General features: G+C 69.5%; 24 protein-coding genes. 4 read left to right on the top strand and 20 right to left on the bottom strand.

Annotated features, from left to right (window positions below; all coding sequences use genetic code 11):
• Positions 1–28 precede the first annotated feature (28 nt).
• The 4 genes from ASG71_RS11155 to pyrR are packed head-to-tail and all read right to left on the bottom strand — an operon-like array spanning position 29 to position 3,532.
• Positions 29–547, bottom strand: a complete 519-nt coding sequence (locus ASG71_RS11155; RefSeq protein ID WP_056739191.1) for a hypothetical protein — start codon at positions 545–547, stop codon at positions 29–31.
• Positions 547–1,929, bottom strand: coding sequence for a dihydroorotase (locus ASG71_RS11150; protein ID WP_056739189.1), 1,383 nt, complete (start codon positions 1,927–1,929; stop codon positions 547–549). The genes ASG71_RS11155 and ASG71_RS11150 overlap by 1 nt, the downstream gene beginning before the upstream one ends.
• Positions 1,929–2,936, bottom strand: a complete 1,008-nt coding sequence (locus ASG71_RS11145; RefSeq protein ID WP_056739187.1) for an aspartate carbamoyltransferase catalytic subunit — start codon at positions 2,934–2,936, stop codon at positions 1,929–1,931. The genes ASG71_RS11150 and ASG71_RS11145 overlap by 1 nt, the downstream gene beginning before the upstream one ends.
• Positions 2,933–3,532 carry a bifunctional pyr operon transcriptional regulator/uracil phosphoribosyltransferase PyrR gene (pyrR, locus tag ASG71_RS11140; protein ID WP_056739185.1) on the bottom strand — a complete coding sequence of 200 codons (600 nt, stop codon included), beginning with the start codon at positions 3,530–3,532 and terminating at the stop codon, positions 2,933–2,935. Before pyrR ends, ASG71_RS11145 begins: the two co-directional genes overlap by 4 nt.
• Positions 3,533–3,709: 177 nt before the next feature.
• Between pyrR and ASG71_RS11135 the strand changes: the two genes are divergently transcribed.
• Positions 3,710–4,942: a PrsW family intramembrane metalloprotease gene (locus ASG71_RS11135; protein ID WP_235564060.1), complete on the top strand. Its 1,233-nt coding sequence runs from the start codon at positions 3,710–3,712 to the stop codon at positions 4,940–4,942.
• Positions 4,943–5,006: 64 nt separating this feature from the next.
• On the opposite strand, the gene nusB is transcribed toward ASG71_RS11135, so the two are convergent.
• From nusB to ASG71_RS11065, 14 genes are all read right to left on the bottom strand, one after another.
• Entirely contained in the window at positions 5,007–5,417 is a 411-nt protein-coding gene (gene nusB / locus ASG71_RS11130; RefSeq protein WP_056739182.1) for a transcription antitermination factor NusB, read from the bottom strand.
• Positions 5,417–5,980, bottom strand: a complete 564-nt coding sequence (gene efp / locus ASG71_RS11125) for an elongation factor P (RefSeq protein ID WP_056739180.1) — start codon at positions 5,978–5,980, stop codon at positions 5,417–5,419. The genes nusB and efp overlap by 1 nt, the downstream gene beginning before the upstream one ends.
• Before the next feature lie 146 nt (positions 5,981–6,126).
• A complete protein-coding gene (locus tag ASG71_RS11120; protein WP_056739178.1) occupies positions 6,127–6,645 on the bottom strand; it encodes a tetratricopeptide repeat protein in 519 nt (172 codons plus the stop codon).
• Positions 6,645–7,736, bottom strand: a complete 1,092-nt coding sequence (aroB, locus tag ASG71_RS11115; protein ID WP_056739176.1) for a 3-dehydroquinate synthase — start codon at positions 7,734–7,736, stop codon at positions 6,645–6,647. Before aroB ends, ASG71_RS11120 begins: the two co-directional genes overlap by 1 nt.
• Positions 7,733–8,275, bottom strand: a complete 543-nt coding sequence (locus ASG71_RS11110; protein WP_056739954.1) for a shikimate kinase — start codon at positions 8,273–8,275, stop codon at positions 7,733–7,735. Before ASG71_RS11110 ends, aroB begins: the two co-directional genes overlap by 4 nt.
• A 59-nt stretch (positions 8,276–8,334) precedes the next feature.
• Positions 8,335–9,534 (bottom strand): chorismate synthase, encoded by a 1,200-nt coding sequence (aroC, locus tag ASG71_RS11105; RefSeq protein WP_056739174.1) that lies wholly within the window; start codon positions 9,532–9,534, stop codon positions 8,335–8,337.
• Positions 9,535–9,560: 26 nt separating this feature from the next.
• The gene (locus ASG71_RS11100) at positions 9,561–10,439 is read right to left on the bottom strand and encodes a shikimate dehydrogenase (RefSeq protein ID WP_157366397.1); all 879 of its coding nucleotides are present in this window, start codon (positions 10,437–10,439) and stop codon (positions 9,561–9,563) included.
• The gene (gene mltG, locus ASG71_RS11095; RefSeq protein ID WP_056739169.1) at positions 10,436–12,169 is read right to left on the bottom strand and encodes an endolytic transglycosylase MltG; all 1,734 of its coding nucleotides are present in this window, start codon (positions 12,167–12,169) and stop codon (positions 10,436–10,438) included. Before mltG ends, ASG71_RS11100 begins: the two co-directional genes overlap by 4 nt.
• A complete protein-coding gene (gene ruvX, locus ASG71_RS11090) occupies positions 12,150–12,764 on the bottom strand; it encodes a Holliday junction resolvase RuvX (RefSeq protein WP_056739167.1) in 615 nt (204 codons plus the stop codon). The genes mltG and ruvX overlap by 20 nt, the downstream gene beginning before the upstream one ends.
• A gap of 13 nt (positions 12,765–12,777) precedes the next feature.
• Positions 12,778–15,456 (bottom strand): alanine--tRNA ligase, encoded by a 2,679-nt coding sequence (alaS, locus tag ASG71_RS11085; protein WP_056739166.1) that lies wholly within the window; start codon positions 15,454–15,456, stop codon positions 12,778–12,780.
• Positions 15,457–15,681: 225 nt separating this feature from the next.
• Positions 15,682–15,954 (bottom strand): DUF6167 family protein, encoded by a 273-nt coding sequence (locus ASG71_RS11080; protein WP_235564058.1) that lies wholly within the window; start codon positions 15,952–15,954, stop codon positions 15,682–15,684.
• Between the two features lie 25 nt (positions 15,955–15,979).
• Entirely contained in the window at positions 15,980–16,354 is a 375-nt protein-coding gene (locus ASG71_RS11075) for a DUF948 domain-containing protein (protein WP_056739163.1), read from the bottom strand.
• Positions 16,355–16,499: 145 nt separating this feature from the next.
• Positions 16,500–17,126, bottom strand: a complete 627-nt coding sequence (rpsD, locus tag ASG71_RS11070; protein WP_056739161.1) for a 30S ribosomal protein S4 — start codon at positions 17,124–17,126, stop codon at positions 16,500–16,502.
• A 181-nt stretch (positions 17,127–17,307) separates the two neighbouring features.
• Positions 17,308–18,627, bottom strand: coding sequence for a replication-associated recombination protein A (locus tag ASG71_RS11065; protein WP_414826674.1), 1,320 nt, complete (start codon positions 18,625–18,627; stop codon positions 17,308–17,310).
• Positions 18,628–18,851: 224 nt separating this feature from the next.
• Between ASG71_RS11065 and ASG71_RS11060 the strand changes: the two genes are divergently transcribed.
• Both ASG71_RS11060 and arr read left to right on the top strand, forming a co-directional pair.
• The gene (locus tag ASG71_RS11060; RefSeq protein ID WP_056739157.1) at positions 18,852–19,499 is read left to right on the top strand and encodes an acVLRF1 family peptidyl-tRNA hydrolase; all 648 of its coding nucleotides are present in this window, start codon (positions 18,852–18,854) and stop codon (positions 19,497–19,499) included.
• Between the two features lie 162 nt (positions 19,500–19,661).
• Positions 19,662–20,090, top strand: a complete 429-nt coding sequence (gene arr / locus ASG71_RS11055) for an NAD(+)--rifampin ADP-ribosyltransferase (RefSeq protein ID WP_056739155.1) — start codon at positions 19,662–19,664, stop codon at positions 20,088–20,090.
• 93 nt (positions 20,091–20,183) lie between these two features.
• Here the strand turns inward: arr and ASG71_RS11050 are convergent, their stop codons facing one another.
• Entirely contained in the window at positions 20,184–21,689 is a 1,506-nt protein-coding gene (locus tag ASG71_RS11050) for an HNH endonuclease signature motif containing protein (protein WP_056739153.1), read from the bottom strand.
• A gap of 101 nt (positions 21,690–21,790) precedes the next feature.
• On the opposite strand from ASG71_RS11050, the gene ASG71_RS11045 reads away from it, so the two are divergent.
• On the top strand, positions 21,791–22,291 hold the full coding sequence (locus tag ASG71_RS11045) for a hypothetical protein (RefSeq protein ID WP_056739151.1): 501 nt from the start codon (positions 21,791–21,793) through the stop codon (positions 22,289–22,291).
• A gap of 9 nt (positions 22,292–22,300) precedes the next feature.
• Here the strand turns inward: ASG71_RS11045 and ASG71_RS11040 are convergent, their stop codons facing one another.
• Complete coding sequence (locus ASG71_RS11040) at positions 22,301–23,086, bottom strand: GNAT family N-acetyltransferase (protein WP_056739149.1); 786 nt, start codon at positions 23,084–23,086, stop codon at positions 22,301–22,303.
• Positions 23,087–23,100 lie beyond the last annotated feature (14 nt).

The following is a 23,100-nucleotide window of genomic DNA, read 5'->3' as shown; positions in this document are numbered from 1 at the left end:
CGTCGCTGGCTGGGATTCCGTCACGTCGTTACTTTCCACTATCGGCTTCTGCCTGAGGGGCTGCGGAGATCAAATCTTGGAGGGCGGCCAGGAGCAGGGCCTTGTCCCCGGCCCGTCGGGTCCTGAACCCGGTATCGAGTTCGCGGGCGCCGAGGGTCCAGCTGAGCACCAGGAGTCCGTCCTTCTCGACGAACTTCCCGGCCATGCCGCTTTCCTGCCGCACCCCGGTGAGCCGGCCGGCGGGAACGAAGACCGGCCCGGCGCCGGAACGCTCGAACAGGACGCCTTCGGGGTGGACGCTGAGTTCGGCGTTGGTGCGCAGTCCGAGCTGGTGCACCGCGATCCGGTCCAGCCAGTCGCCCGCCGTGGTGGAGGCGACGTACTGGCCCTCCGCCGCGGCCAGGGGCGCACCCAGCGCGGCGGGAACCGCGGGCAGGGGCTCGACGTCGGCCTGGCGGCGCAGCCGCCCGCGCCAGCCGGCCCAGATCAGGGCCAGGGCGCCGATGATCAGGACCAGCGTCAGGATCAGGGAGAGTTCCTTGACCATCACGCCCGGCCCGCCGCCGGTGCGCCGGCGCTGCCGGGAGCGTCCGGGAGCCAGCGGTACGGGGTGTTCAGTTCCCCGTCCAGGACCGTGGGGTGTCCCTTGAAGAAGGTGGCCACGACCTTGCCCGGGAGTTCCCGGCCGGCAAACGGAGAGTTACGGCCCATGGTTGCCATCTTAGAAGGGTCCACGGTCCAGCGCGCAGCCGGGTCCACGAGTGTGACGTTGGCCGGTTCGCCGGGCTCCAGCGGCCGGCCCTGGTCCGCCAGCCGGCCGATCGCGGCGGGTGTGGTGGAGGTGACGCGGGCGAAGCCGGCCCAGTCCATCAGCCCGGTCTCGATCATGGTGTGCTGGACCACGGACAGGGCGGTTTCGAGCCCGGTCATGCCCATCGCGGCCTGCGCCCATTCGCATTCCTTGTGTTCGCTCGGGTGCGGGGCGTGGTCGGTGCCGACGACGTCGATCGTGCCGTCCGCCAGCGCGGCGCGCAGGGCCTGGACGTCCTCGTCGGTGCGCAGCGGCGGGTTGACCTTGTAGACCGGGTCGTAGCTGCGGACCAGTTCGTCGGTCAGCCAGAGATGGTGCGGGGTGACCTCGGCCGTGACGTTGATGCCGCGGGACTTGGCCCAGCGCACGATTTCCACGGAACCGGCGGTGGAGACATGGCAGACGTGCAGCCGGGACCCGACGTGCTGGGCGAGCAGCACGTCGCGGGCGATGATGCTTTCCTCCGCGACGGCGGGCCAGCCGGTGAGGCCGAGGACCGCGGAGACGGCGCCCTCGTTCATCTGCGCCCCGGCGGTGAGGCGCGGTTCCTGGGCGTGCTGGGCGACGACGCCGTCGAACGCCTTGACGTATTCGAGGGCGCGGCGCATGAGCACGGGGTCGCTGACGCAGATGCCGTCGTCGGAGAAGACCCGGACCCGGGCTCGGGAGTCGGCCATGGCGCCGAGTTCGGCGAGCTGTTCGCCGGCGAGGCCTACAGTGACGGCGCCGACCGGGCGGACGTCCACCCAGCCGGCGGTGCGGCCGAGGGTGAGCACCTGTTCGACGACGCCGGCGGTGTCCGCGACCGGGTTGCTGTTGGCCATGGCGTGCACGGCGGTGTAGCCGCCCAGGGCCGCGGCCCTGGTACCGGTCTCCACCGTTTCGGCGTCTTCGCGGCCGGGTTCGCGCAGGTGCGTGTGGATGTCGACCATGCCGGGCAGGGCCACCAGGCCGGCGGCGTCGATGACGGTGGCGTCACCGGCGTTGCCGAGGTCGGTGCCGCGCGCGGCGATGACGCCGTCGCGGATCAGCAGGTCTTCAGCGGGGCCGCCGAGGATCGCGGCACCCCGGATGAGGTAGGCGCCGGTGCTGCCTGTGTCCTGTTGCTGTGGTGCCATCAGTGGCTCTCCTTGGAGTAGGCGGCGGTGGGGGTGGCCGGTCCCCGGGTGTCCCCGGAGAGCAGCAGGTAGAGGGCGGCCATCCGGACGGACACGCCGTTGCGCACCTGGGCCAGCACGGTGGAGCGGGGTGAATCGGCGGCGGCCGACGATATTTCCAGGCCGCGGTTCATCGGGCCGGGGTGCATGATGATGGTGTCTTTGAGGCCCAGGCTGTCCAGCGCGCGGAGCCGGTTGTCGTCGAACCCCCAGCGCCGGGAGTATTCCCGAGTGGTCGGGAAGAACGAGGCGTTCATCCGTTCGCCCTGGACCCGGAGCATCATCATCGCGTCGACACCGCCGGCGAGGGTCTCGTCCAGGTCGTAGCTGACGCTGCAGGGCCAGTGCTCGACGCCGATCGGCAGCAGGGTCGGCGGCGCCACCAGGGTGACGTCGGCGCCCAGGGTGCGCAGCAGCCAGACGTTGGAGCGGGCCACGCGGGAGTGAAGCACGTCGCCGGCGATCGCGACGCGCATGCCGGCCAGGTCGGCGCCGGCGGACGGGGTGCCGGCGAGCCTGGACCAGTGCCGGCGCATGGTGAACGCGTCCAGCAGCGCCTGGGTCGGGTGTTCGTGGGTGCCGTCGCCGGCGTTGATGACGGCGGCGTCGATCCAGTCGGTGGCGGCGAGCCGGTGCGGCGCGCCGGAGGCCCAGTGCCGGATGACGACGGCGTCGGCCCCCATGGCGGCCAGGGTCTGGGCGGTGTCCTTCAGCGATTCGCCCTTGGAGACCGAGGAGCCTTTGGCGGCGAAGTTGATGACGTCCGCGGAGAGCCGCTTGGCGGCCGCTTCGAAGGAGATGCGGGTGCGGGTCGAGTCCTCGAAGAACAGGTTGACGACGGTGCGGCCGCGCAGGGCCGGGAGTTTCTTGACCTCGCGCTCCCCCACCGCGGACATCTCTTCGGCGGTGTCGAGGATGCGGATGGCGTCGGCGTAGCTGAGGTCTTCGGTGGAGAGCAGGTGCTTCATGCGGTGGCCTCGATGACGACTTCATTCACGGCGCCGCCGTCAGCGGAGTCGGTTTCCTCGAGCCGGACCCGGACCTTCTCCGCGGAGGAGGTGGGGAGGTTCTTGCCGACGTGGTCGGCGCGGATCGGCAGTTCGCGGTGGCCCCGGTCGATCAGGACGGCCAGCCGGACGATCCGGGGCCTGCCCAGGTCGACGATTGCGTCCAGCGCGGCCCGGATGGTGCGGCCGGAGTACAGCACGTCGTCGATCAGCAGGACGACCTTGTTGTCGATGCCGGTGCGGGGCAGCTGGGTGGGGTACGGGGGCCGGGTGGGCTGGTGCGACAGGTCGTCGCGGAACATGGTGACATCCAGCTGCCCGACGATGGCGGCCGGGTCCACGGAGGGATCGGCGGCGGCGATCTTGGCGGCGAGGCGGACGGCCAGCGGATAACCGCGGCGTGGAATGCCCAGCAGGACCAAATCCTGGGAGCCCTTGTTGGACTCGAGAATCTCATGGGCAATGCGGGTGAGTGCGCGGTCGATGTCAGCCTGGGTGAGGACCACCCTGCTGAGCTTGACCGTCGCCGGGACCGGTGCTTCCGGGACAGAAGTCAACGCTCGTCTCCCCTTTCCCCGCCTCACAGGACGGAATTAAAAAAGGATCATTTGCCTTTTCAAATTACCACACGGCCACCCGCCGGAGCGCGCCCGCGGGGGCGGCGTGCATCACACCTGGGACCGTCCGGGCGGCGTCTCTTGGGCCTCCCGCCGCGGGCACCTTAGGCTCAGTGCATGACGAGCTTCAATCCCCCGCCCGGCCGGCAGGTGCCGCAGCAGGCCAATCCCAGCTGGATGGGGCAGGTCCGGCCCCGGGACTACCGGCCGGCTCCGGAGGCCGGCCGGTCAGCGGCACCCGGCGGGCAGCCGGCGTACGCCGTGGCACTGCCCGCGCGCTCCTCGGCCGGGATGGCCGCGCTTACGCTCGGCGGAGGGATCCTGGCGTTCTTCAGCCTGTTCCTGGTCCTGCCCTTCGTGCTGGAGAATACCGGACCCGCCGGGTTTGTCGTGGGGTTCATTGCCTCGCTGCTGCCGTTGGCTTCGGTGCTGCTCGCCGTCCGCTACATCGACCGCTGGGAGCCCGAGCCGAAGCGGCTGCTGTTCTTCGCGTTCGGCTGGGGCGCGCTGGTGTCGATTGCCGTGACGATGCTGATCCAGCCGTTCTTCTCGTTGGCCGCGGGCCCGGCGTCGGGGCTGGACTACCGCACGTTCGCCGTCACGGTCCAGGCCCCGGTGGTGGAAGAGTTCGCCAAGTCGCTGGGGCTGCTGCTGTTGCTGCTCTTCGCCCGCAAGCAGTTCGACGGCCCGGTGGACGGCATCGTGTTCGCCTTCACGGTCGCCGGCGGGTTCGCTTTCACCGAGAACATCCTTTACTTCGGCCGCGCAATTGCCGAGTCCAGCGCACCCGGAGCGGACCTGGCCGTGATTTTCTTCCTGCGTGGGGTGATGTCGCCGTTCGCCCACGCCATCTTCACCGGGACCACCGGGCTGATCCTGGGCCTAGCGGCGCGGCGCTGGCATTCGGGCCTGGCGCTGCTGGCGTTCCCGGTGGGGCTGGTGCCGGCGATGCTGCTGCACAGCGGCTGGAATTCCATGGGCCGGGACTTCCTGGCCCAGTACATCCTGGTCCAGGTCCCGATTTTCCTGCTGGCGGTGCTGGTGGTGGTGTTGCTGCGCGTCGCGGAGCGCCGGCTGACCCGGCAGCGGCTGTTGGAGTACGCCGCGGCCGGCTGGTTGACCCCGCAGGAGGTGGCCATGATGTCAACGCCTGCGGGGCGCCGCTCCGCTCTGCGCTGGGCCGGATCCGTCGGCCGCCGTCCGCAGATGAAGGCGTTGCTGCATGCCGCCACCCGGCTGGCGTTCACCCGGCAGCGGATCCTCAGCGGCCGGGACGTCGCCGCACACCAGCTGGACGAGCAGCACCAGCTCGGCGAGCTGCTCAGGCTGCGGGAAGCCGTGCTGCGGTAGACCCCGGGGACGCCAAAGGCCGGGGGCCGCCTTTCGGCGGCCTCCGGCCTTAGTGGTGTGGTGCTTAGGCCAGCAGCGAGGGCTTCAGCTGCTGCAGGCGGCCCAGCAGGCCGTTGATGAACGTCGGCGACTCATCCGTGGAGAGCGTCTTGGCCAGGGCCACCGCTTCGCTCACGGCGACGCCGTCGGGAACATCCTCGTTGTAGAGCAACTCCCAGGTTCCGATCCGCAGGATGATGCGGTCCACGGCGGGCATGCGCTCCAGCGACCAGCCCTGCGAGTAGGTCTCGAGGAATTCGTCGATGGCCGCCTGGTGCGAGACGACCCCCTCGACGATTTCCAAGGTGTAGGGGTTGATGACCTGATCCGTCATTTCCCGACGGGAACGCAGTACATCGAATGCGGAGGCGGAGCGCTGCTCTGCCTCGAAAAGAACATCCAGGGCCCGGTTACGGGCCTTACCGCGTGCGCTCACTAGTCGTTGACCCGGCCAAGGTAGCTGCCGTCGCGGGTGTCGACCTTGACCTTGGTGTTGTTCTCCACGAACAGCGGGACCTGGATTTCGTAGCCGGTCTCGAGGGTGGCGGGCTTGGTGCCGGCCGAGGAGCGGTCGCCCTGCAGGCCCGGCTCCGTGTAGGTGATTTCCAGCACGACGCTCGGCGGCAGTTCGATGTAGAGCGGGTTGCCTTCGTGGATGGCGATGTTGACCATCTGGTTTTCCAGCATGAAGTTGGTGGCGTCCCCGACCGTGGCGGCCGGGACGGTCAGCTGGTCGAAGTCCGAGGTGTCCATGAACACGAAGTCGGCGCCGTCCTGGTACAGGTACTGGTAGTCGCGGCGGTCAACCGTGGCGGTTTCGATCTTGAGCCCGGCGTTGAAGGTCTTGTCGACGACCTTGCCGGACATCACGTTGCGCATCTTGGTGCGGACGAAGGCGCCGCCCTTGCCGGGCTTGACGTGCTGGAACTCGATGATGTTCCAAAGCTGGCCCTCCAGCTTCAGCACGGTTCCGTTCTTGATGTCGTTAGTGGTTGCCACTGTATCCTCGGGTTTCGTTGTTGGCTGGTTCTAGCCACCGGCCGCTTATGCCAGGCAGGCATGCCGATCGGGGCCTGCCAGCGCGTCTTTATCAAAAATCCAAAAACCATTCTACCGGTTTTGCCGGCGGACTGCCGGTCGGGCCCCTAGCAGGCGAGGTCGAGGACGTCCCGCGCCCGCTGCAGCGCCACGGTCGAGGAGTAGATCAGCGCCGCGTCCGCGGACCCCGCCACCCGGAGGTCGAGCGCCTTCGCGAAGGATTCGACGGCGGCGGCGGCGTGGCCGGCGGCGAAGTGGGAACGGCCCAGGTGCTGCTGGACGACGGACTCCTCCGGGGTGCCCTGGGCCTCCGCCAGAAGCTGGCGGTACAGCTCGACGGCGCGGTCGAACCGGTGCGAGACCCGGAGGACCTCGGCTTCGAACATCCGCAGCCGGAAGGAGTCCGGGTCCTTGTACCGGGCCTCGGCCAGCAGCTCCGCGGCTTCTCCGGGGTGGCCCTGCACGAGGCGGACGAAGATGAGGTCGGTGGGGTCCGTCGAGGCGGCCAGCGCCGCAGCACAGGCCTCGTCGTTGACCACTTCCGGCATGAGCGATTCAGGGTTGATCCGGATGCCGGGAAACCCGCCGTCGGGCCAGTCGCTGGTGCTGCCGCCGTCACGGACCATCAGGAAGCGATTTCCTGGTAGGCCGCAAACAGCAGCGAGGTGTCCGGCACATCCAGGATGCCGGGCCGTGCCACCCCGTCAAGCACGACGAAGCGCAGCAGGTCGCCGCGGGACTTCTTGTCCCGCCGCATGCCGTCCAGCAGCGCCTGCCAGCGGTCCCGCCGGTAGCTGGTGGGAAGTCCAAGGCTCTCGAGGATGCTGCGGTGCCGGTCGGCGTCGGCGTCGCTGAGCCGGCCAACGCTGCGAGCGAGTTCGGCCGCGAACATCATGCCGACCGAGATGGCGGCGCCGTGCCGCCAGGAGTAGCGTTCAGCGAGCTCGATCGCGTGCCCCAGGGTGTGGCCGTAGTTGAGGATCTCACGCCGGCCGGATTCCCTTAGGTCCTCGGAGACGACGGCGGCCTTGACCGCGATCGACCGTTCGATCAGCTCGCGCAGGACCTCCGACCGCGGTTCGGTGACGGCGGACGGGTCCTTCTCGATCAGGTCCAGGATGGCCGGATCGGCGATGAAGCCGCATTTGATGACCTCGGCAAGGCCGGAAATGATCTCGTTCTTCGGCAGGGTGTCCAAGGTGTCCAGGTCCGCCAGGACGCCGGCCGGCGGGTGGAAGACGCCCACCAGGTTCTTGCCTTCGGCGGTGTTGATGCCGGTTTTCCCGCCGACGGCGGCGTCCACCATGCCGAGCAGGCTGGTGGGCATGTGGATGACCTTGACCCCGCGCAGCCAGGTCGCGGCGACGAACCCGGCGAGGTCGGTCACCGCTCCCCCGCCGACGGCGACGATCGCGTCGGAGCGGGTGAAGTCGTTCTGGCCCAGCACCTGCCAGCAGAAGGAGGCGACTTCGATGTGCTTGCCTTCTTCGGCGTCCGGGATTTCGGCCGTCAGCGCGGTGAAGCCGGCGGCGGCCAACTCTTCGCGGACGGTGTCGCCGGTGAGCCGCAGCGCGCGGGGGTGGATCACGAGGACGCGCCGGACACGCTCCCCCAGCAGGGCCGGGAGGCCGGCCAGCAGGCCGCGGCCGACGACGACGTCGTAGTTCTCCCCTGCAGCCTGGCCGGTGACCTTGATGACGGTGGATTCGTTGCTCACAATTCAACTTCCTTTGTTGCCGCTGGAGTGGAGGCAGTTGCCCCGGACCGGCCGGCGGCCAGTTCCTCCAGCGCATCTTCGAGACGGCGGGCGAGTTCCTGGACGGATCCGCTCCGCACGTCGAGGACCAGGTCGGCCAGCCGCTCGTAGACCGGTTGCCGGGTGGCGAAGAGCGTCCGCCAGCGTTCCATGGCGTCCCCGGCCAGCAGCGGGCGGCCGGAGTTCCGGGCGATGCGTTCGGAGACGGTGTCGGCGTCGCATTCGAGATAGACCACCGTGCACCCGGCCAGCAGCTGCTGGGTCCCGGAGTCCAGCACCGCGCCGCCGCCCAGCGAAATCACGGTTGAGGCGCCGGCCGCGTCCTCGATGGCCTGGGCCACCGCGCGGGCCTCCAGTTCGCGGAACGCGCACTCGCCCCGGTTGGCGAAAATCTCGGCGATGGTGCCGTGCCGGGCGACGACCTCGGCATCGGTATCCACGAACCGGGCGCCGAGCTGCTGTGCCAGCTGCTGCCCGATCGCCGATTTGCCCACCGCCATGGGCCCGATCAGGGCCACCGGCCGGGGCTGTCCCTGCGGTTGCTGGTTCCGGGCGGGCACTAGTGTCCGATCGAGTCCAGGGACGCCGGGATGTTGTCCAGGTAACCCTTGAGGTTGCGGGCGGTCTCCTGCACGGAGTCGCCGCCGAACTTTTCCATGACCGCCTCAGCCAGGACCAGGGCCACCATCGCCTCGGCCACGACGCCGGCTGCCGGGACGGCGCAGACGTCGGAGCGCTGGTGGTGGGCCTTGGCTGCCTCGCCGGTGCTGACGTCAACGGTCTTCAGCGCGCGCGGGACGGTCGCGATCGGCTTCATGGCCGCGCGGACGCGCAGGACGTCGCCGATGCTCATGCCGCCCTCAATGCCGCCGGCGCGGTTGGAGGCGCGGGTGATCCTGCCCTCTTCGTCCTTGACAATCTCATCGTGGGCGGCGGAACCGCGGCGCTCGGCGGTCAGGAAGCCGTCGCCGACCTCCACTCCCTTGATCGCCTGGATGCCCATCAGGGCCGCGGCGAGGCGGGCGTCGAGGCGCCGGTCCCAGTGGACGTAGCTGCCCAGTCCGGGCGGGAGTCCGTAGGCGAGGACCTCGACGACCCCGCCCAGGGTTTCGCCTTCCTTGTGCGCGGCGTCGACCTCGGCCACCATGGCGTCCGAGGTCTCGCGGTCAAGGCAGCGCAGCGGGTCGGCGTCGAGGGCCAGGACGTTTTCCGGCGCGGGCAGCGGACGGCCTTCGGGCACGGCAACACTGGCGATCGAGACCGTGTGCGAGACCAGTTCGATGCCGAGCTGCTTGAGGAACGCTGCGGCGACGGCGCCGAGGGCCACGCGCGTGGCGGTCTCCCGGGCGCTGGCACGTTCGAGGACCGGGCGGGCCTCGTCGAAGCCGTACTTCTGCATGCCGGTGAAGTCTGCGTGGCCGGGCCGCGGCCGGGTCAGCGGGGCGTTGCGGGCCTGGTCGGCGAGGACCGCGGGGTCCACCGGGTCCGCGGACATGATCTGCTCCCACTTGGGCCACTCGGTGTTGCCGACCTGGATGGCGACGGGGCCGCCCTGCGTGAGCCCGTGGCGGACACCGCCCAGGACCGTCACGGCGTCCTGTTCGAACTTCATCCGGGCGCCGCGGCCGTAGCCGAGGCGACGTCGGGCCAGCGCCTCAACGATCCGGTCACTGCTGAGTTCCACGCCCGCGGGGACGCCTTCGATAATTCCGACCAGGGCCGGCCCATGGGATTCTCCGGCGGTCAACCAACGCAACATACAATCCATCCTGCCATGCACGGCACTTAGAACACCCGCCGGGGGGCCCCGACTGCGTCACACATCACATCTATGACTTCGGCCGGCAGCGGGCCGTCGTGGCCGGTGAAGAGGCGTACCTGTTCCACGGCCTGGTAGAGCAGCATCTCCAGCCCCGGGACCACGGTGCCGCCCCCGGCCGCCCATGCTGCGGCGATGTCGCTGGGCCAGGGATCGTAGGCGGCGTCGAGCAGGACGCCCGCCGTACTCCGGCCGGAAGCCGCCAGTTGCCCGGCGAGCCCGTCGGCGGCGCGTGGCGGCAGGGTGGAGACCACGACGTCGGCGGAGGCGATCGCGGGTGCTGCCGCGGAGAGCTCCAGGACCCTCAGCGGAAGGCCGACGGCGGTTGCCGCGGCCCGCGCCTCGGCGGCCCGGCTGACATCGCGGACGTAGACCGCCGCTTCCGGCGCGCCGAGCTCCTGCAGGGCCGCCACCGCGGCGGCCGCGGTGCCGCCGCCGCCCAGAATGGCGGCGGAGGGCCGGGGGCCGACGCCGGCGTAGCGGATGGCGTTGACGATGCCGGCGACGTCGGTGTTGTAGCCGACCAGCCGCGCCGCCCCGGCCTGGCCGGCGGTGAGCTCCGCGGCTTCGAACACCACGGTGTTGACGACGCCGAGCTGGCGCGCGACGCCGCGCACGGAGTCAACCTCCGCGGCCATGGCGGCCTTGAGCGGCATCGTCACGGACAGCCCCCGCCAGCTGCCGTCCGCGCGGACCGCGGCCAGGAACTCCGGGAGCTCCGGGACGGTCAGGTCGACGGCGTCGTAGGCGATGTCCAGGCCAAGCCGGGCGTACGCCGCACGGTGCAGCGCCGGTGACTTCGAGTGGCTGATCGGGTGGCCGAGGACGGCAGCCCGCAACATCACACGCAGCGTCCGGGGTTCGCCTCGCACCACGCGTTGTACTTGGCGACGTACCCGTTGTGCTCGGCCAGCGTCTTGGAGAACTTCGTCTCCTTGGTGTCCAGGTTGATGGTCACCCAGTAGAGGTAGTCGTTCTTCTTGGGCTTGGCAGCGGCGTCAATGGCCCGCTTGCCCGGTGAGCCGATCGGTCCCACCGGGAGCCCCACATTGGCGTAGGTGTTGTACTTGTTCGACTTGTCGGCCTTCTGGTCCTCGTCGATGTGGAAGCTGCGGATGCCCAGGCCGTAGGTGACGGTGGCGTCGGACTGGATCAGGCCGTTGGTTTCGGTGTTGCTGGGCTTGAGCCGGTTGTAGATGGCGCCGGCGACGTCGCCGTACTCCGCCTGCCCGCCCTCGGCCTGCACGATGCTGGCCACGGTGATGGCGTCGTACTGTTTCGCCGGGTCCGTCACGCCCTGGGCTTTGAGCTCGTCGAGAGTGGTGCGGACGAGTTTCTGCAGGATGTCCTTGCCGGAGGAGCCCAGCGGGAAACGGTATTCGCCCGGGAACAGGAAGCCTTCGAGGTTCTTGGCCTCAGCTGGCACGCCGAACTGCTTGGGGTTGTTGCTGAGTTCCTTGAGGTCCGCGACCGGGATACCGGTGCCCTCCGAGATGGCCTGCAGAGATTCGTTGATCCGCAGGCCCGCGCTGAGCGCGAAGTACATGACCTTTTCCTGGTCCGCGTTCAGGAGGGCCGCCACCGCGTCCGCGTTGTTCATTTCCTTGCGCAGCGTGAACGTGCCGGGGCTCAGGGACCCGCCGGACGCGGCGAATTGCTTGAGGAAGGAGTCGGCGTTCGCGATGACATTCTTGGACTCCATGTCGGTGGCGACGGAGCTTGGTCCGGCCCCCGGCGGGACGGTGATGGTCACCGAGCCCGTGCCGGGCCCGGGGTAGTCAGCCTTAGTGTTGCCGCCGAGCAGCGGTTTGATGAACTGCGCTCCGACGGCGATCGCGACGACGAAGACCGCGAGGGTGACGACGAGGGCGAGGAAGCGGCGCCGCCGCCGGACCTTCTTGGAAGGGCCTTTGGCGGTGGGAATGGCGGCGGCGCCGACCATCAGGTCGTGGCCTTGGCCGTGGCCGTGGTCGCCGGCGTGGTCGTACCCGTCCGCGGCGTCGGCGTGGTCCTCATGGCCCTGGCCCTCGTAGCCGTGGCTGTCGTAAGGCTGTTCGTCGTAGGACTGCTCGTCGTAAGGCTGGCCGTCGTGGCCGTGGCCCAGGCTGTGGCCGTACTGCAGCTCATCGGCGCGCCGCAGGGTCTCTTCGCGGGACATGGCCGGAGCGTACTCGTGGACGGGTTCCGCTTCGACAGGTGCTGCCTCGACAGGCTCGGCTGCGGGCTGCCGCGGTGCGGACGCTTCACGCACCGGTTCTTCCTGAACAGGCTCTTCGCGCGCGGGCTCGTCACGGACCGGTTCGTGCACGGTCGGTGCGGCTGCGGGCGGCTCCGGAGCGGGTGCGGCTGCGGGCGTTTCCGGAGCGGGTGCAGCTGCGGACGTTTCCGCCGGGCCGGAGCCGGGCGCCGCGGCAGGGGGCGCATCCTGGCCGGTTTCGAAGGCCTGCGGCGGGATGACATCGTGGCCCTGCGTGGCCAGGGATTTTTCCCGGGCCCTGATCTCTTTGCGCGTCAGCGGACGGCCAGCGCCGTCGTCGGCAACACCAGAGGAGTCGTCATGATTGACCGGGCTCACTGTAGCCTTCCATGTCAGGCAGAATGCGTTGTGCAGAATGCGTGTGTACTGCCGGGGCGGCCTGAGCGCCGTCCCCGGGTGGCCCCGGAGGCAGGTCCGCCGTGACGCGGCGGCCTACATCCGTTCCCCTGGCCTTTTGCATATCGATCGCGTGCTGCAGGATACCCGCGGCCGCGACCTGATCAACTACTTTACGGTGGTTTTTGCTGCTCATGCCAGCTTGGTGCAGCTCTCGGTGGGCGCTGACCGTGCTGAGCCGCTCGTCAACCAGCCGCACCGGAACCCCGGAACCGGCCGCCAACAGCGTACTGACCAGTAGCTTTGCATACTCCGTCGCCATTTGGGCGGAAGCGTGCTCCTCGCCTTTCATGGTGCGCGGCAGCCCGACAAAAATTTCCACCGCGTCCAGTTCCTGCACCAGGCCGGCGAGGATGCGCACGTCGGTGTTCTTCTTCGCGTTCCGCTGCAGGGTGCGCAGCGGTGTGGCCAGGATCCCGTCCCGGTCGCACACCGCCACACCCACGCGCACGGTCCCGACGTCCACCCCGAGTTTGACTCCGCGGGGGTAGCCGCCGGGCTCGGCTGAATCTGCCATCCGTGGTTCCGGGCTAGCGCCGGCTGATGGCGTCCACGACGGCGGAGAGCGCCGCGCCGACCTTGGACGCGTCGGTGCCGCCGCCCTGGGCGACGTCGTCCTTGCCGCCGCCGCCACCGCCGAGGATCCCGGCGGCGAGGCGCACCAGCGCTCCGGCCTTGACGCCGGCCGCGCGGGCCGCCTCGTTGGTGGCGATCAGGATGACCGGACGGTCGTTGCTGACCCCGGCGACGGCGACAGCCGCCGCGTCCGACCCGAGGCGGGTCCGCAGGTCCAGGGCGAGGCCGCGGAGGTCGTCGGCGCCGCTGACGGTCCCGGCGTCGTGCGCGATGACCTTCACGCCGGCGGCGTCCTTGGCGGTGCCGACCAGCTGGGCGGCGGCAGCGGTGAGCTGTTCCTTGCGCAGCCGCTCCAGTTCCTTCTCGGTCGCCTTGAGTTTGGCCAAGGTGCCGGCGATCCGCTCGGTGAGCAGGCCGGAGGGAACCTTGAGCATTTCGGTGAGTTCGGTCACCAGGGCCCGCTCAGCCGCGAGGTGCCGGAACGCGTCCATGCCCACGAAGGCCTCGACGCGGCGGTTTCCCGATCCGACGGACTGCTCGCCGAGCAGCGACAGGCTGCCGATCAGCGAGGTATTGGACACGTGCGTGCCGCCGCAGAGCTCGCGCGACCAGGCGCCGTCGATCTCCACGACGCGCACCTCGTTGCCGTAGTTCTCGCCGAACAGCGCCATGGCGCCGAGGGCCTTGGCTTCGGCGAGGCCCATGACCTTGGTCTCCACCTGGAAGTTGTTCCGGATGGCGATGTTGGAGACTTCCTCGATTTCGGACCGGGTGGCGGCGCTGAGGCCCTCGCCCCAGGCGAAGTCGAAGCGCAGGTAGCCGGCCTTGTTGAAGGAGCCGCGCTGCAGCGCTTCCGGGCCGAGGATCTGGTGCAGGGCGGCGTGCACGATGTGCGTGCCGGTGTGCGCCTGCTCGGCGGCGTGCCGGCGTTCCCGGTCGACCGCGGCCTGGACCAGCGAGTCGGCGCCGATTTCACCCTCGCGGACGATCGCCTTGTGCACGCTCAGGCCCTTGACCGGGCGCTGGACGTCGAGGACCTCGACGACGAAGCCGTCGCCGGTGATCAGCCCGGTGTCGGCCGCCTGACCGCCGGCCTCGGCGTAGAACGGAGTTTCGGCGAGGACGAGTTCGATTTCGTCGCCGGTGGCGGCCTGGGAGACCTTGCGGCCGCCGGCGATGATGCCGCGGACCTTCGACTCGCCGGCGAGTTCGGTGTAGCCGGTGAAGACCGTCTCCCCCGCGCCGAGCAGTTCCTGGAAGACGCTCAGGTCCGCGTGGGCGCCCTTCTTGCCCTTGGCGTCGGCCTGGGCGCGCTGGCGCTGTTCGAGCATGAGCTTGCGGAACTCGGGCTCGTCGACCTCGAGCCCGGCTTCCTCCGCCATCTCCAGGGTGAGGTCGATCGGGAAGCCGTAGGTGTCGTGCAGGGCAAAGGCGTCGGCGCCGGAGAGCGGCTGGCCGGCGGCCTTGGATTCCTTTACGGCGTCCTCGAGGCGGGCGGTGCCCGAGGCGATGGTGCGCAGGAACGCCTTTTCTTCGGCGTAGGCGATTCGGCTGATCCGGTCGAAGTCGGTTTCCACGACCGGGTAGACGCCCTTCATGGCGTCACGGGAGACGGGCAGCAGGTCCGGCAGGCAGGCCTTCTCCACGCCGAGCAGGCGCATGGAGCGGACCGCACGGCGGATCAGCCGGCGCAGCACGTAGCCGCGGCCCTCGTTGGAGGGGGTGACGCCGTCGGCGATCAGCATCAGGGCCGAGCGGATGTGGTCGGCCACCACGCGGAGCCGGACGTCGTCGGTGTGGTGCGGGTCCTCGGGGGTCTCGGCGGAGGTGTACTCCTTGCCGGCCAGCTCGGCGGCCTTGTCGATCACGGGGCGGACCTGGTCCGTCTCGTACATGTTCTCGACGCCCTGGAGGATCATCGCGAGGCGTTCCATGCCCAGGCCGGTGTCGATGTTCTTCTTGGGCAGTTCACCGGTGATATCGAAGTCCACCTTGGAGCGGACATTGTCGATCTGGTACTGCATGAAGACGAGGTTCCAGATCTCGATGTAGCGGGTCTCGTCGGCCAGCGGACCGCCTTCGACGCCGTACGCCGGACCGCGGTCGTAGTAGATCTCGGAGCAGGGGCCGGCGGGGCCCGGCTGGCCGGTGGACCAGTAGTTGTCCGCCTTGCCCATCTTCTGGATCCGCCCGGCCGGGACGCCGGTGTTCTTGAGCCAGAGTTCCTTGGCCTCGTCGTCCTCTTCGTACACGGTGACCCAGAGGCGTTCGGGATCGAGTCCGTAACCGCCGTCGTCAACGCTGGTGGTCAGCAGTTCCCAGGCGAACTTGATGGCGTCTTCCTTGAAGTAGTCGCCGAAGGAGAAGTTGCCGCACATCTGGAAGAAGGTGCCGTGCCGGGCGGTCTTGCCGACTTCCTCGATGTCGCCTGTGCGGATGCACTTCTGCACGCTGGTGGCGCGGGAGTAGGGGGCTTCTTCACGGGCGGTCAGGTAAGGAATGAACGGGACCATACCGGCGACGGTGAACAGCAGGGAGGGGTCGCTGGAGACCAGGGAGGCGGAGGGCACCGCCGTGTGGCCCTTGCTGACGAAAAAGTCGATCCAGCGCTTGGTGATCTCCTGCGACTTCATAACCTGGTTTCTTACCCTTCAATATGCACGGCCGGGATGCGCTGCGTGGTGCCGCATCATCGGCTCTGCGTTGTTAGTACTGCTGCGTTTGTTTGTGCTGCCGCGTGTGGTGGGGCTGCGGCATTCGGTGGAACTGGGAGCTGCTGCGTCCCTTGGGAGGGGCGGCGGCCGGCGAGCCGGCGCCCCGCAGTTCCGCGGGCGCCGCTGCTGTCCATTCTCTCCCGGCTAGCGCCGGATCGCACCCCGGACGGTGGCGGCCGCGGAGCCGGCACCGCCGCCGTCGACGCCGCCGTCGACGCCGAGGGCGGTGCGGAGTTCGGTTTCCCGTTCCCGCATGCCGGCGCGGACGGCGTCGGCAAAGTCATAGACGCCGTCGGTCAGCCGTCCGACGGCGCGGTTGAGGCCTTCGGGGCCGAGTGAGGACTGGGCCTCGCTGAGCTTGCGGACGGCGATGACGCCGATCGCGACGCCGATGCCCATCCAGATGATCCTGTTCATGTCCAGCTCCTGTGTGCGGGTCGGGTCAGCGGCTGCGGCGGCCGGTGGCGGGCTTCTTGCGGGCCGTGAAGGCCGAGCGGACCCCGTAGCTGAAGGCGGCGACCTTGATCATCGGCGAACCCACGGTCGCGGCTACCAGCGAGGACAGCGCCGAGATGTTGGCGGAGGCGTCGGAGACGTTCGAGGCGATCCCGTCGACCTTCTTCAGCTGCTGGTTGGTCGTGGAGACGGTTGCGGTGACCTCGTCCATGAGCGGGGTGGCGCCGTCGCTGATGGAGCGGATGGTGCTGCGGACCTCGTCCAGCACGCCGCCGAGCTTGAAGATCGGGACCGCGAGCAGCAGGACCAGCAGTGCAAACACTCCGACCGCGATCAGGCCGGCAATATCGCCACCAGACATAGACGTTCATCTCCTTGAAACTACGTGGATTCCTGCGTGGTCCTCCGGCCGCGGGACGGCGGGCGGAGAACTCCCCCAAGTACCTTACATACAAAGAAGCCCGCGGCGCTTGCCACGGGCTTCTTTGTAAGGTGTCGCGCTGGTTCTAGCGTGCGTAGAATTCCACGACGAGCTGCTCTTCGCAGGTCACGGGGATTTCGGAGCGCTTCGGGCGACGGACCAGGCGGGCCTGGAGTGCCTCGAGCTTGACGTCGAGGTACGCCGGAACCATCGGCAGGACGTCGCGGTGTGCGCCGGCTGCTGCCACCTGGAACGGAGGCATGGATTCGCTGCGGCTGTGGACGTGGACCAGCTGGCCCTCGCCGACGCGGAACGACGGGCGGTCAACGCGGACGCCGTCAACGAGGATGTGGCGGTGCACAACCAGCTGGCGGGCCTGGGCGATGGTGCGGGCGAAGCCGGCACGCAGCACGAGGGCGTCAAGACGCATTTCGAGCAGTTCGATCAGGTTTTCACCGGTCAGGCCCTTGGTGCGGCGTGCTTCTTCGAAGGCACGGGTCATCTGGGCTTCGCGGATGCCGTACTGGGCGCGCAGGCGCTGCTTTTCGCGCAGACGAACGGCGTAGTCGGAGTCCTGCTTCTTGCGCGCGCGGCCATGCTCACCGGGGCCGTACGGGCGGCGCTCCATGTACTTGGCGGCCTTGGGGGTCAGAGCAATGCCGAGTGCACGCGAGAGGCGTGCGGTACGGCGAGCACGAGTGTTGTTAGCCACTTGTGTCCTTCCAATATCTGCGGTGTGTCAGTGTTACTGGCCTCCACGATGGAGAGCATCGGCCAACCGCTGCCTTTTGCTACTGGGCACAGGGCAAACCCGTCAAATCAGCAGGAACTGCCGAAAACTGGTGGATTGTGCGTCCGTGCCTTGCCAGACAACGATCCATCCTACCAGAGGATCACTTGCCCCGGATGATCTTCCGCAGCCGTTCCAGCCTGGTGGAGATGTCGCGTTCCGCGCCATTCGCAGTGGGTTCGTAGTAGTTCCGGCCCACGAGGTCATCCGGCGGGTACTGCTGGGTGGCCACGGAGTGCGGGGCGTCGTGGGCGTACTTGTAGCCCTTGCCGTGGCCCAGCTGCTTGGAGCCGGGGTAGTGCGCGTCGCGCAGGTGCGCCGGGATGCCCCGGCCCAGGCCCGCCCGGACATCGGCGATGGCCTGGTTGATGCCCAGGTACGCGGCGTTGGACTTCGGCGCGGTGGCGAGGTGGACCACGGCCTCGGCCAGGATGATGCGGCCCTCCGGCATCCCGATGAGCTGCACGGCCTGGGCCGCAGCGACGGCGGTCTGCAGTGCAGTCGGGTCGGCCATGCCGACGTCCTCGGCCGCGGAAATCACGATGCGGCGGGCCACGAAGCGGGGGTCCTCCCCCGCCTCCAGCATCCGGGCGAGGTAGTGCAGCGCGGCGTCGACGTCGGAGCCCCGGATGGACTTGATGAACGCGCTGGCGACGTCGTAGTGCTGGTCCCCGGCCCGGTCGTAGCGCACCGAGGCCACGTCGAGGGCGCGCTCGGTGTGCTTGAGCTCGATCGTCACGGGCGTTTCGGCTGCTCCCCCGGTCCCGGGGCCGCCCGCGACGTCGTCCGCGTCCCCGAAGGCGACGCCGGCGGCGGCCTCCAGCGCCGTGAGCGCCCGGCGGGCGTCGCCGCCGGAGAGCCGGACGAGGTGGGCCAGCGCCTCCGGCCCGAGCTTGACCGTGCCGCCAAGGCCGCGGGCGTCGGCGACGGCGCGTTCGAGCAGGCCTTCGATGTCGGCGTCGGTGAGCGGTTTGAGCGTCAGCAGCAGCGACCGCGAGAGCAGCGGGGAGACCACCGAGAACGACGGGTTCTCCGTGGTGGCCGCGACCAGGACCACCCAGCGGTTCTCGACGCCGGGCAGCAGCGCGTCCTGCTGGGCCTTGTTGAAGCGGTGGATCTCGTCCAGGAACAGCACGGTGGTGGTCTTGTACAGGTCCCGGGCGGTGAGCGCCTCGTCCATCACGCGCCGGACGTCCTTGACCCCGGCGGTGATCGCGGAGAGTTCGACGAATTTCCGGCCCGGGCCTTTGGCGATCACGTGCGCGAGGGTGGTCTTGCCGGTGCCCGGCGGTCCCCAGAGGATCAGCGAGCTGGGCCCGGCGGGGCCGGTGGCGTCGCTGCCGGCAGCGAGCTGCCGCAGCGGCGACCCGTGGCCCAGCAGGTGCTGCTGGCCGACGACGTCGTCCAGGCTCCGCGGCCGCATCCGGACAGCGAGTGGACTGCGCGGCGCGGTCCGGGCCGGCGCGCCGTCCGGGGCGCGGTCGCTGCCGTTTTCCTCGGCGTCACTGTCATGGTGCGCGGACGCAGTGTCCTGCCCTGCGCCAAAGAGATCATCCACATAGATAGGCTACTTCTAGTTCCCGGCCGCCCCGACACGGCGGCCGCCACCCTGCCTGCCCCACCGCACCTCACATCGGAGACCGCGCCATGCCCAGCCCCGACACGCGTGTGGCATTTGTCTCCGGCGACCGGCTGCCCGGCTGGGTGGAGCGTTTCGCCGCCAGCCACGGGGAGCTGCGGGAGGACCCGGAGGATGCCGGGCTGCGGCTGATCGCTGCCGACGGCGCCACCGCACTGCTGCTGCCGCCGTGGCCGGTGGACGGCCGCCCCGGCCGCGGGAGCGACGCTGTGGCCCGGCTGGCGTCCCTGGCCTCGCAGCCGCGGCGCCTCGGGGCGGTCCTGGTGCGCCGCGGCGGCTATTCGGTCGCGGTGGTCTCCGAGGGACGCGTCCTCGCGTCCAAGACCGGGACCCGGCATGTGCAGTCCCGCACTGCGGCCGGGGGCTGGTCCCAGCAGCGCTTCGCCCGGCGCAGGGCCAACCAGGCGGACGCCCTGGTCGAGGCCGTCGCCGAGCATGCCGCCCGGATTTTCGCGGACCACAGCATCGAATACCTCGCCCCGGGCGGCGACCGCACCCTGGCCGATCAGGTCCTGGCCGAGCCCGTGCTGAAAGGTTATGCGGCGCTGGCCCGGCTGCCCTTCCTGGATGTCCCCGACCCGCGGGCAGCGGTGCTGAAGAAGGCCGCCGCGGACCTGTGCGCCGTGCGGATCGTGGTGACGGACCCGCCGGCGTAGCGGCAGCCTCGGACCTGGAGCCAGCCCCGGCCGCGGGGTCAGTTCTACGCCGTCGCCCGTCCCGTGACCTCCTGACGGATAAGGCGGCTATCTTGGACCGACGGGCTGCTTACGCCAGCGGCCGCCGGCCGCGAGTGGGACAACGACGTCGAGGAGGAATGCATGGAGGACCATCCAGAGGCGCCCGAGGACAAGGATCCGGGGCCCTTTTACCACGGCACCAAGGCTGACCTGAAGCCGGGGGACCTGCTGGTACCGGGCTACAGCTCGAACTTTGGTGCCCGCAAAAAGGCGAACTTCATCTACCTGACCGCAACCCTGGATGCCGCGACGTGGGGCGCCGAACTCGGTGCCGGCGAGGGACCGGGCAGGATCTACCGCGTGGAACCAACGGGCCCGTTGGAGAACGACCCCAATCTGACGGACAAAAAGTTTCCGGGAAACCCGACAAGGTCCTACCGAACCCGCGAGCCGCTGCGGGTGGTCGATGAAGTGCTGGACTGGCAGCCACATTCCCCCGAGGTGCTCCAGCACATGCGGAATCACCTGGAAGAACTGAACCGGCTTGGAGTCGAGGCCATCAACGACTGACCGAATCACTACAGCCGCTGCGGGTGTTGCCGGGAACGGGCGCCGCCGCGTGGCGCAGAGCAGCCGTGGTAGTCGGGGGCCAGGGGCCGGGGATCAAGCGGCGTCCACGGGCGCGCCGTATTCCAGGATTGCGTCGGTGAGCGGGATGTTGTCAGGCCAGGTTGGTGGTTCCCAGTCCTGGGGTTCGCTGGCGTAAGTCCGCCCCGCCGGTGAAATCCAGCCCGGTGGGCTGGTCTTTGTGGCCCCGACGGGCCGCCACGCCGTGGTGTGTTTGAGGCGGTGGTGTTTCCGGCACGGCTGGCCGAGGTTGCTGATCCCGGTGGTCCCCCCATCGGCCCACGCCAACACATGATCTGCATCCGTGTCGAGGGAAGAGTTGTTGCAGCCGGGGAACGGGCATTTGCCGTCGCGCAGACGCAACCACTGCCGCAGAGCCTTCGTGACCCGGTAACTGGTCCGCCCGATCTCCAGCGGCACCCCATCCCGCGGATCAACCAAGACCCGGTGGAACGAATCCGCGCCGCCAGCCACCAAGCGCCGAGCCGTGGAGGGCGGGATCGGCCCGTACCCGTCCAGCATCGCCGGTTCCTCCGTCAGACCCAGCAACGACAACACGGGGACGGTGACCAGGACCTGAGCCCGCGGCACCGGCGCACCCCCGCCCACAACGCCCGCGTCCGCAACGTCCCCAGCCACAATGTCCTCGTTCACGATGTCCCCGCCGGCCGCATTGTCCGCGCTGCCGGTGTTGTTGCCCGTGAGGAGGAGAGTGGCGGCGACATCCGCGCGGAGCTGGGTCAAGGTCCGGGACTCCTCCGGGCCCTGCAACGCCCTCGCCGTAGCGGTTGTGCGGTTCCAGATCCCCGCTGCGGTCTCCGCCGGAAGGTACGCGTTGAACCACGCCATGCCATCGCTGTCCGGAACGAACTCCACCCGCCGGTCCGCCGCGCACCGGGCATGCCGGGCCTCGATACTCACCGGATGGTGGCGTTCGCGCCAGGTGCGCGCCCTGGCGCGGAACCGGCCCGGAACCAGCTCCCCGGCCGGGCAACCCCGGGCCGTGTCCGGCGCGGCCGGGTCCAGGAAATGCGCTTCCAGCGCCGCCGCCCCGGCCGCGTCCAAGTTCGCTGTCTCGTCCACCATGATCCGGGCGTGCTGCCACGAGAGGGTCCCGGCTTGCAGGGCTTTCAGGGTCAGCGGCAGCCTTTCCGTCAGTGCCACACAGTCGGAGATCAGCGCCCCGGCCGTGCGTTCGGAAACGGTCATGCTACCTGCGACCTCGGCGATTTCCGCCATCTCCTGAGCGGTGTTGAGCAGTTCCGGCGCCGCCAGCGCCTTGGTCGCGTCCAGATATTCCGCGGTGATCCGCGCCCGCAACGCCGCGCTCCGCGCATCCAGCCGCGCCAGCTCCGCGAAACCGTCCAGACACGCTTCCGCCCGTGCCCGCAACGGATCAGCACCATCCGGCAGCGGATCGTACCCGCCGTCGGGCAAGCCGGAAGAAGCCCCGCGAACAAGAGCATTCAGCGCACCGGCGGAATCAGCGACGGCGGCCGCCGCCTCCTGGGTTTCCGTACTAAAAGCCGCGCTGCTTTCCATACCCCCATCAAAGCAGGAGGCACCGACAAAATTAGAGTTGGCTTCGGCTCGGCCGGACGGGTTCCCCGGAATCCCTCAGTGGCGGCCGCTAGGGTGGGCCCATGCCACAAACCGCCGGACAGAAGCTCGGATCGTTACTGCTGCCGCTGTATTTGCTGGCAGTCCTTGCCGGTATGGCAACCGGCGCGGCTGTCGGCGCTGTCCTGAGCGCAATTTCGGCCCTCCAGCGCGTCCTCGACCCCGTCCTCGCCTCGACATGGGGACCGGGCGGACCGGGGATCATCCCCATCCTGGTCGGTGTGCCGGTCGGTGCCGGGATGGCGTTGGCCCCGGCAACCGGCGCTGTCGCGGGGCTTTTCGTGCAGGCTTGGAAATTGCCGTTCCCGTCGGTCAGGAGCCAGGCCCGCGCCGCGGCGTGGGGTGCCGGTCTGGCGTCGGTCCTGCTGACGTGCGGTGCCCTGCTAATGGACGGCGCCAATGTCCCCGCGATCGTGGCGGCCGGGGCAGCGTATGCGCTGGGGTCCTGGTATCTGGCGTCGGCTATCACCTCAAGGCTTCTCCGGCACCGGGAGTCCCGGGAGTCCCGGGACGCGACGGACTGAGACACCTGGTCAGCAGCCCGTGAGGTTCCTCTTGGGCCGTTCCTGCCGGTAAAGGTAGCGGCCGGCCAGCCGGAACCCCGCGCGGGTGTAAAGCTCGCGGGCTCCGGTGTTGGAGGCCACCACCAGCAGCCAGAACGACGTGACGCCGCGGGCTTCGCCTTCACTCAACAGCGCCCGCAGGATCCGGAAGGCGTAACCGCTCCGCCGGGCGTCCGGGCGCGTCGCCATGCAGTACAGCCCGCCCGCGGCGCCGCCGGCGTCCGGTGGCAGGGACAGGCGCCCGACGGCGGCCGGCTCACCGCCGTCGTCGCGCACGAGGGCGTACAGCGAGGGGCACGCTTCAAGGATTTTCCGGGCGACGGCGAGGTCCTTGTCGTCACCGCGGCCGTCCACACTCCACCACAGCCGCAGCCATTCCCGAGTGGGAGCCTCGGATATTTCGACGCCGCCGGCGGCAGGGACCTCCGTCCCGCCGTCCCGGACCAGTATCAGGGTCTCGGACTGCCGGGTGAACCCTTCCTCGTCCAGCAAGGCGTTGAGCGGCGCGGAACGAGGGTCGTCGAAGACCTGGAAGATCAGCGGAAGCCGTCGTTTCCGGTACCAAAGGCGCGCCTCCCTGAGGGCCGCTGACAGCAGGTGCGGATCCGTGCCAGGTTCGCGCGGCCACACGGAATTGGCCCGCTGGGTCACCCCGGAAGCTGCGCGGAGGACCCAGCCCGCGCGCTCCTCCCGGTCGGGGGCGGCCCACGCGGCGTCCATCAACGCTTCGATCCCAGGCATCGGTTCCGCTGCCATGTGGCCCCCACCTC

The organism is Arthrobacter sp. Soil763 (assembly GCF_001428365.1).
Taxonomy (GTDB): Bacteria; Actinomycetota; Actinomycetes; order Actinomycetales; family Micrococcaceae; genus Arthrobacter.
Note: the sequence above shows the minus strand (reverse complement) of the source record. Positions and strands in the feature narration are given on the sequence as shown.

Excerpts from the sequence above, each read along its gene's own strand:
- ASG71_RS11155 (WP_056739191.1), bottom strand. The coding sequence starts at position 547 with ATGGTCAAGGAACTCTCCCTGATCCTGACGCTGGTCCTGATCATCGGC.
- ASG71_RS11150 (WP_056739189.1), bottom strand. The coding sequence starts at position 1,929 with ATGGCACCACAGCAACAGGACACAGGCAGCACCGGCGCCTACCTCATC.
- ASG71_RS11145 (WP_056739187.1), bottom strand. The coding sequence starts at position 2,936 with ATGAAGCACCTGCTCTCCACCGAAGACCTCAGCTACGCCGACGCCATC.
- ASG71_RS11135 (WP_235564060.1), top strand. The coding sequence starts at position 3,710 with ATGACGAGCTTCAATCCCCCGCCCGGCCGGCAGGTGCCGCAGCAGGCC.
- ASG71_RS11120 (WP_056739178.1), bottom strand. The coding sequence starts at position 6,645 with ATGGTCCGTGACGGCGGCAGCACCAGCGACTGGCCCGACGGCGGGTTT.
- ASG71_RS11110 (WP_056739954.1), bottom strand. The coding sequence starts at position 8,275 with ATGGCGGTGGGCAAATCGGCGATCGGGCAGCAGCTGGCACAGCAGCTC.
- aroC (WP_056739174.1), bottom strand. The coding sequence starts at position 9,534 with ATGTTGCGTTGGTTGACCGCCGGAGAATCCCATGGGCCGGCCCTGGTC.
- ruvX (WP_056739167.1), bottom strand. The coding sequence starts at position 12,764 with ATGGCAGATTCAGCCGAGCCCGGCGGCTACCCCCGCGGAGTCAAACTC.
- alaS (WP_056739166.1), bottom strand. The coding sequence starts at position 15,456 with ATGAAGTCGCAGGAGATCACCAAGCGCTGGATCGACTTTTTCGTCAGC.
- ASG71_RS11080 (WP_235564058.1), bottom strand. The coding sequence starts at position 15,954 with ATGAACAGGATCATCTGGATGGGCATCGGCGTCGCGATCGGCGTCATC.
- ASG71_RS11075 (WP_056739163.1), bottom strand. The coding sequence starts at position 16,354 with ATGTCTGGTGGCGATATTGCCGGCCTGATCGCGGTCGGAGTGTTTGCA.
- ASG71_RS11065 (WP_414826674.1), bottom strand. The coding sequence starts at position 18,627 with ATGCGGCCGCGGAGCCTGGACGACGTCGTCGGCCAGCAGCACCTGCTG.
- ASG71_RS11060 (WP_056739157.1), top strand. The coding sequence starts at position 18,852 with ATGCCCAGCCCCGACACGCGTGTGGCATTTGTCTCCGGCGACCGGCTG.
- arr (WP_056739155.1), top strand. The coding sequence starts at position 19,662 with ATGGAGGACCATCCAGAGGCGCCCGAGGACAAGGATCCGGGGCCCTTT.
- ASG71_RS11050 (WP_056739153.1), bottom strand. The coding sequence starts at position 21,689 with ATGGAAAGCAGCGCGGCTTTTAGTACGGAAACCCAGGAGGCGGCGGCC.
- ASG71_RS11045 (WP_056739151.1), top strand. The coding sequence starts at position 21,791 with ATGCCACAAACCGCCGGACAGAAGCTCGGATCGTTACTGCTGCCGCTG.
- ASG71_RS11040 (WP_056739149.1), bottom strand. The coding sequence starts at position 23,086 with ATGGCAGCGGAACCGATGCCTGGGATCGAAGCGTTGATGGACGCCGCG.